Source organism: Propionivibrio sp., assembly GCF_016790145.1.
GTDB lineage: Bacteria > Pseudomonadota > Gammaproteobacteria > Burkholderiales > Rhodocyclaceae > Propionivibrio.
In genome coordinates, this window is record NZ_JAEUOI010000208.1 from 1 (window position 1) to 4,477 (window position 4,477).

Here is a 4,477-nt window from a genome sequence, read left to right on the forward strand (position 1 = left end):
AACACAGTACCACCGCATGCGCACGCATGCGTTGCCGGGTCTGCGCGTAATGCGGCGCCATGATATCGCGCCAATCGACCGCTTCATTGCCCAAGAAGCGGTAGGTGGCGATTGTCTCCGACCAGCCATTGCACGCCATCGTGATGCTGGCCGTCGGCTTGGACGAAAAGCGGTCCATCAGCGTCCGCGCTCGTTTGTTCAGGCGTTCATCACCCAGATCAAGATCGACAAATTCTGTATTCACCCACGGCTTTGTTGGCTTGGCCAAAACGTCACCCAAAAGACGAGAGTAGACGCGTAATCCGTTGAGTTTACAAGTGTTTCCGTAACCTGTTGAAAGTAAACGGTTATTCCAGGCCGTGCTATATGCGTTCAGGGTTGTGTATAACGAGATGGGTTCACTGGGGTATTGAGGCCATGTACTGTGTCCTTGACGTGACCTTTCGCGAAGATCACTGCCGGGTGAAGAAAGGCCATGCCGCGCGCAACTTGTCAGCCATTCGCAAGTTCACGCTCTCCGCCTTGCGCAAGGACACACTCCATCCTGAGCGAAGCCTACGCCGCCGCCGCAAACTCGCCGATCGTCGCCCAGACTACCGCGTATCTCTTCTCGGGCTCACCCCTCAACTATGAATTGGCCCAACTTATGACTTCTGCGTAAGCGATTGCAGTGCCTCACCCAGGTTCATCACTCAATACTGACGGCCTGCTCATCGGTTATAATGGTCGCTTGCTTTCAATCTGTTGCATTTCACGAAATGGAAGAATCATGGCCACTGTCGACTATGTTGAAATTGCTCGGGCGGCGAGAGCATGGCAGCTCGAGCAGGGCATATCTCAGCACCGTCGCCGTCTGGCCAAGTCCCTCTATGAGCTAGCCAGCCAACTGATCGATCCCGATTACGGTTGCCCGACCGAAACCCTTGCCATCCTGGCGATGCACAAGCACCTGCAGCGCACCTGCAACGGACTGCACTAAGCTCCACGGTCCTTCATTCCTGGGCCACCGTTATCGCTGGCGAATCCTTCCGGAGGTCTGGTCAGCGAGTTGAACCCATCTTTCAGCGCACCCGCATTGAGCGTAAGGCTCACAAGATCGCCCTGAATCTCGCTGCAGCCATGGCGGCGCTGATAGCCGTACCATTTTTCTCGCCGCCCTCGGTGGCTACGTGACTACCGTCATTTGCAGGACATGCGAACCGGTATTCTGCTTTGCTTGCCGCTGTTACCGAACTCTTTGAGGACCCAATTGCATGGCGATGCATTCATTATCGCCACCAGAGTGAATTTATTTCGTTACATGCAATCGTAAACATAGTATATTGTTTATACGATTAGTGTTGCATGTGACTACCAAGGGTGGCTATTATGAGCAAGCATCAGGCAAACGCAATTCTACTGGCATTCAGAGGCTTAATGGTTCTGACGCTTTCGCTCGTCGATTGGCTGGCCGCCAAGCTTAACGTCTCCAATCGCCATTACCTGGTACCTTCGAGAGTAGCCCGCGAATTCATTGAGGCCATCCGTGCAGTCTGGCACGGCCAGAACAGGGAGCCATCCCTGCTGGCATGCACTCACTGGAACCACAATGCCGGCCGAAAAGCGCCCCGATAAGTCGACGCGATCCAATGTCTGATCGCCCGGTTGATTGCGCCGCGCCGCTATTTTAGATCAGCAAAGTAGCCTTGCTTGATGCGTACGCAGTAGGCAACGAAGCCCGGTGTGGCGCGCGCCTTGCGGTTGAGCGGGTTATCAAAATCAGTATCAACCAGATTGGCGAGAAAGCCGTAGGCCGTTGCGTCGAGCGAGGTCGGCGCATCGCCGAGCATGAATGTCTTCTCGCCGAGTAGCGTCTCGATGGCGGCCAGATACTGTAAACCGAAACGGTAGATTTCATCGGGTCGGTGGCGGCCCATTCCCTGAGCATGAATCTGCTTGCGCACGCCGCCACGCACGAGGCCGGGAACAATGTAGCGCAAGAGAAGCGGCAGTCGCTCAAACAGGGCCTGCATTTTGCTCCAGCCGAGCGGGTCGATCCAGCGTGAGTAGATCACGGGATACAACAGGCTGTCTTCAAAGAGTGAGCGGCAGGCCAGCGCTTGCCCCTAATGCGCGGCACTCAGTCTTTCATCAAGCGGGTCGCCAAACTTCACCTTGAGGTAGTCGATGATCAGCGACGAGTCGCCCATGACCACATCACCATCCACAATGCAGGGCAGCTTGCCCTTGGGTGCGCTGCGCGGGTTACTGTTCCAGACGACCTCGTGCTCAATGCCCGCCATACGCAAATAAGTTTCGAGCTTGAGGCAGAACGGGCTCATGTCGCGCACGCCGAAGGCCGGGTGAAACTGAACGAGTTTGAGCATTCCACTTCTCCTCTCTGTTCGGCAGCAACCCTTAACGTGATTTACGCAATTCAGCTTCTTTCCTGAGCGCCCTGGAAAATGCTTTCCATGCGACTCCACCGTGGCTTTCGAAACCGGTATCAGCGCTTTCTTCCATTGTTCGCAGCATCATCGCCGCCAGGCCGTAAAGGTCGACCTTGGCCATCAGCTTGTGATCCACATGACCGGAGGCGGCACGTTTCACATCATTGGCCAGGTGGTCGAGCGCCTCGTGGGCCAGGGCGCCAACCTGCGCCTCGTTCGTCCAGTCGATACCCAGAACGATTCCCTTTACCACAATTTCATGTTCAATCTGTTTGGCGATTTCATCGTAGTGCTCGTAACCGGCCATTCTCTTCTCCCAGGTTCAAGCCAAGTCATTTGGAACAGGCGCCTTGAAGCCTGTAATTTTCAGTTCGCACGTGCGCTTGTGCGGCATTCAGTGTAATCGCCGGCACGATACTTGGGGCCATCACAACTGTCCGCTTTCACAACGATATCGCTGGATACGGGAAGAGAACGTCAAGAGCGACGCTCTGCCCGGACGCCTGGACGATGCGCACATGTTCGCGGTGCAGACCGCGCGCATCGCGCAGACCGCAGGAGTGGGCGATCATCTCGACCTCCTTGTTCATGTTCCGGCAGTAGGAGGCTACCCGTGCTGCCTTGTCCTCGACGACCAGGCCGCGCTGCAGCCGGGGGTTGTGCGTGGCGACGCCGGTCGGGCAGGTATTGGCGTGGCAGCGTAGGGATTGTATGCAGCCCAGCGCAAACATGAATCCGCGCGCCGTGTTCACGAAATCGGCGCCGGCCGCCAGCGCCCAGGCAACGCGGGCCGGCGTCACCAGTTGTCCGGAGGCAATCACCCGGATACGTTCCTTCAGGCCGCCGGCAATCAGCGCGTCGGCAACCAGCGGCAGCGCTTCGTCGATCGACAGCGCCATGTGATCCGCCAGTGCCTGCGGCGCCGCACCGCTACCGCCTTCTCCGCCATCGATGGTCAGAAAGTCAGGCGCCGCGTGCAGCCCCCGACGCGAGACTGCTGCCCTGAGCTCATCCATGAAGCGCGTGCCGCCAATGGCGGTCTTGACGCCAACCGGCTTGCCAGTCACGGAACGCACATGCTCGACCATGTCGAGCAACTCGTCGATGCTGGCGATATCCGGGTGGCGGTTCGGGCTGAGCGAATCACGGCCCTCGGCAATACCGCGAATAACGGCGATCTCGGGTGTCACCTTGGTGCCCGGCAGAACCCCGCCCTTGCCCGGTTTGGCCCCCTGCGACAACTTGATCTCGAAGGCCCGCACCGTCTCGTGCGCGGCCAGTTCGCGCAGGCGTTGATCCGAGAGGTGGCCGTTCTCGTCACGCACCCCGTACTTCGCCGTTCCGAGCTGGAAGATGATGTCACAGCCGCCCTCCAGATGGTAAGGAGACAAGCCGCCCTCACCGGTATCTAGCCAGCAGCCCGCCGCCGCCGCGCCGCGCGACAGCGCGCGCACGGCCGGCTGCGAAATCGCGCCAAAACTCATGGCACTGATATTGACCAGCGACCTGCCTGTGAACGGCGTCCGGCAATACCCCTCGCCGATCAGCCGTTCAGGCGTCGGGCGCTGGTCTTCCTCAAGCACAGGGAAGGGCGCATTGACGAAAATCAGCGCACCGGTTTCATGAATGCGGTAGGTCGAGCCGAAGCCGATAATGCCGCCTTCGTTCTTGGCCATGCGGTACACCCAACTGCGGGTGGCCCGGTCGAAGGGCATTTCTTCACGGTCGCCAAGAAAAAAGTACTGACGAAAATACTCGCCGAGGCGCTCAAAGATGTAGCGCAGGTGGCCGACCAGCGGAAAATTACGCAATACGGCGTGCTTTTCCTGCGTGACATCCTGTACGTAAAAGTAGGCCAGTGCGCCAACGAAGGAGAAGGCGAGGAGAACACCCAGGCTAACCAGTACCATATTGAGCATTTGCGGCTCCCTTGACGACGTTCAATAGAAGTTCAACTATGTTAGTCGTTCCCGCTGGTCCCTGGCTACTCTGCACCCATTTGCGGGCAGGATACCGGTTTGGCGAAGCGTGCCAAACGTCGACTACAT

At 58.0% G+C, this 4,477-nt stretch carries 7 protein-coding genes; 2 read left to right on the forward strand and 5 right to left on the reverse strand.

Annotated features, from left to right (window positions below):
• A partial coding sequence (locus JNM42_RS17005; protein ID WP_294272981.1) for a transposase occupies positions 1–244 on the reverse strand: 244 nt, incomplete at its 3' end.
• A gap of 525 nt (positions 245–769) precedes the next feature.
• Here JNM42_RS17005 and JNM42_RS17010 point away from each other — a divergent pair.
• Together JNM42_RS17010 and JNM42_RS17015 are read left to right on the forward strand one after the other, a co-directional pair.
• A complete protein-coding gene (locus JNM42_RS17010; RefSeq protein ID WP_294272984.1) occupies positions 770–979 on the forward strand; it encodes a hypothetical protein in 210 nt (69 codons plus the stop codon).
• 437 nt (positions 980–1,416) lie between these two features.
• A complete protein-coding gene (locus JNM42_RS17015) occupies positions 1,417–1,614 on the forward strand; it encodes a hypothetical protein (protein ID WP_294272986.1) in 198 nt (65 codons plus the stop codon).
• Between the two features lie 47 nt (positions 1,615–1,661).
• Here JNM42_RS17015 and JNM42_RS17020 read toward each other — a convergent pair whose 3' ends face one another.
• The 4 genes from JNM42_RS17020 to JNM42_RS17035 all read right to left on the reverse strand — a co-directional run bounded on the left by JNM42_RS17020 (position 1,662) and on the right by JNM42_RS17035 (position 4,348).
• Complete coding sequence (locus tag JNM42_RS17020; RefSeq protein ID WP_294272997.1) at positions 1,662–2,054, reverse strand: glutathione S-transferase C-terminal domain-containing protein; 393 nt, start codon at positions 2,052–2,054, stop codon at positions 1,662–1,664.
• Positions 2,055–2,105: 51 nt separating this feature from the next.
• On the reverse strand, positions 2,106–2,366 hold the full coding sequence (locus JNM42_RS17025) for a glutathione S-transferase N-terminal domain-containing protein (protein WP_294272989.1): 261 nt from the start codon (positions 2,364–2,366) through the stop codon (positions 2,106–2,108).
• Positions 2,367–2,397: 31 nt separating this feature from the next.
• A complete protein-coding gene (locus tag JNM42_RS17030; protein ID WP_294272991.1) occupies positions 2,398–2,736 on the reverse strand; it encodes a hypothetical protein in 339 nt (112 codons plus the stop codon).
• A 136-nt stretch (positions 2,737–2,872) separates the two neighbouring features.
• Positions 2,873–4,348: an FMN-binding glutamate synthase family protein gene (locus tag JNM42_RS17035; protein WP_294272994.1), complete on the reverse strand. Its 1,476-nt coding sequence runs from the start codon at positions 4,346–4,348 to the stop codon at positions 2,873–2,875.
• Positions 4,349–4,477: the final 129 nt, after the last annotated feature.

Bases quoted from the DNA above. Each gene is read 5' to 3' on its own strand.
- JNM42_RS17010 (WP_294272984.1), top strand. From the start codon at position 770: ATGGCCACTGTCGACTATGTTGAAATTGCTCGGGCGGCGAGAGCATGG.
- JNM42_RS17015 (WP_294272986.1), top strand. From the start codon at position 1,417: ATGGTTCTGACGCTTTCGCTCGTCGATTGGCTGGCCGCCAAGCTTAAC.
- JNM42_RS17025 (WP_294272989.1), bottom strand. From the start codon at position 2,366: ATGCTCAAACTCGTTCAGTTTCACCCGGCCTTCGGCGTGCGCGACATG.
- JNM42_RS17030 (WP_294272991.1), bottom strand. From the start codon at position 2,736: ATGGCCGGTTACGAGCACTACGATGAAATCGCCAAACAGATTGAACAT.
- JNM42_RS17035 (WP_294272994.1), bottom strand. From the start codon at position 4,348: ATGCTCAATATGGTACTGGTTAGCCTGGGTGTTCTCCTCGCCTTCTCC.